This window comes from Vibrio sp. Vb0888 (assembly GCF_033338835.1).
Classification (GTDB): Bacteria; Pseudomonadota; Gammaproteobacteria; order Enterobacterales; family Vibrionaceae; genus Vibrio; species Vibrio alginolyticus.
On the sequence record NZ_JAWOTL010000090.1, the window covers coordinates 1 to 1,577 of the forward strand.

1 protein-coding gene and 1 pseudogene are annotated in these 1,577 nt (G+C 44.9%); both read right to left on the reverse strand.

Annotation, left to right across the window (positions count from 1 at the left end; translation table 11 throughout):
* Positions 1-461, reverse strand: a pseudogene (locus R7P72_RS24065) (type II secretion system protein GspD); the annotation flags it as partial.
* Between the two features lie 36 nt (positions 462-497).
* On the reverse strand, positions 498-1,421 hold the full coding sequence (gene gspC / locus R7P72_RS24070; RefSeq protein WP_005465330.1) for a type II secretion system protein GspC: 924 nt from the start codon (positions 1,419-1,421) through the stop codon (positions 498-500).
* Positions 1,422-1,577: the final 156 nt, after the last annotated feature.

A 1,577-nucleotide genomic window follows, 5' to 3' on the forward strand; every position in this document is an offset into this window, starting at 1 on the left:
ACATTACCCGCACCGGCATTATCAATCAGCTGGCGCAATAGCGGTGACAATTCACGAACAGAGACATTTCGCACAGCAACTACGCGAGTGATGACGCTATCGCCTTTTGCGCTACCATCACCCATAACAGGGATTGCAGAGGTCTTAGAGTCTTTTGCTTTGATGACTTTGAGTACGCCGTTGTCCATTTCTACGACTGCATAGCCGTACACTTCCAACACGTTAAGGAAGAAGCTGTAATATTGCTCTTCGTTTAACACGTCGTAGCTGCGAACGTCGATTTTACCGCGCACCGAAGGGTCAACGATGATGGTCTTTTCTAAGTTACGACCAACAATGTTGATGAATTCTTGAATGTCAGTGCCTTTGAAACTCGCACTAAATTCATTTGCCATAGCACCTGGAACGCAGAGTAGACTCCCTGCCAGTAACCAAGCACTTTTGCTAAACCAATGTTTCACGTATGTCTCCCTGAACTTACGCTGGTTGCCTAAGTATTACAATTGGATATAGATGTCGTACTGCTGACCATCTCGCTCAACAGTCAAATTCAGTTCTTGCGGATCGCTCATCACTTGCATCAGTTGTACTGAAGAAGACGGGTCACTTAAATCGATCCCATTAAGTTGCACCGCAATATCACCAGGTTCTAGACCCACATCATTAAATAACGCCGCATCACGACCCGGAGAAACTCGGTAGCCAATAATGGCGTCGTCTTTTTTCACTGGAGAAATGGTGATGTATTTAAAGACACTCTGTGGATCTTTCGCAATCTCCTCTCGGATTTGCTCTAGTTTGTCACTCACGTCTGACGCAGGTTCTTTCTGTGCAGCTTGCACTCGAGTAGCCTGCGGCGATTCTGACAATTTTTTATACTCAACGCCTTCCAGCATTAGAGTTTCATCTCGGCCTTCGTTATCGATGATCACGCGATCGACCAACACCGCTTTTAGTGTGGCACGCGTACCTTCAATTTCTTCGCTAATTCCGTAGGTCGCTTGCTTACCACGGTTAGCGATCACCGCTAAGCTGGTTTGAGGATTGCTGCTAGCAACGGCGCCAACAAGGGTAAGATTCAGGCGTGTTTTTGGGGCGTCTTTCACAACAGGTTGCTCAACGACCACAGGCTTTTGTTCGGTGTATTTGCCAAATAAGTTGGCGCTTTGAAGGGCATTGAAATCAATCGTATTCGATTTATTGCTGGCAATAACGTTACCCGCCGACGGCCTCCATTTTGGCACATCAGACGTTTGAGGGATTGCTAACCACACCACTTTACCGAGTATCCACCCAGTTATCGCAATAAATAGGCAAGTAAGTAGCAAACTGAGCTTCGCTTGAATTGCGTGGTGGTTGGACTTGATCTGAGCCAGTAGCGGTCTGCTTGATAATCCTGCACTTAGCTCTAAACGCTTCACTGAATTGATTCCTTTATTCTAACGTTAGTCAATTGGGCTATAAAAATATATCTATCGACTCTAAATTGCTAAATTTGCAATAAAATTATTACTCAACAAAGAGCAGTGAACTATATCACAACTTCCTTTTCATACCTTTTTCTTATGCAGTTTTTG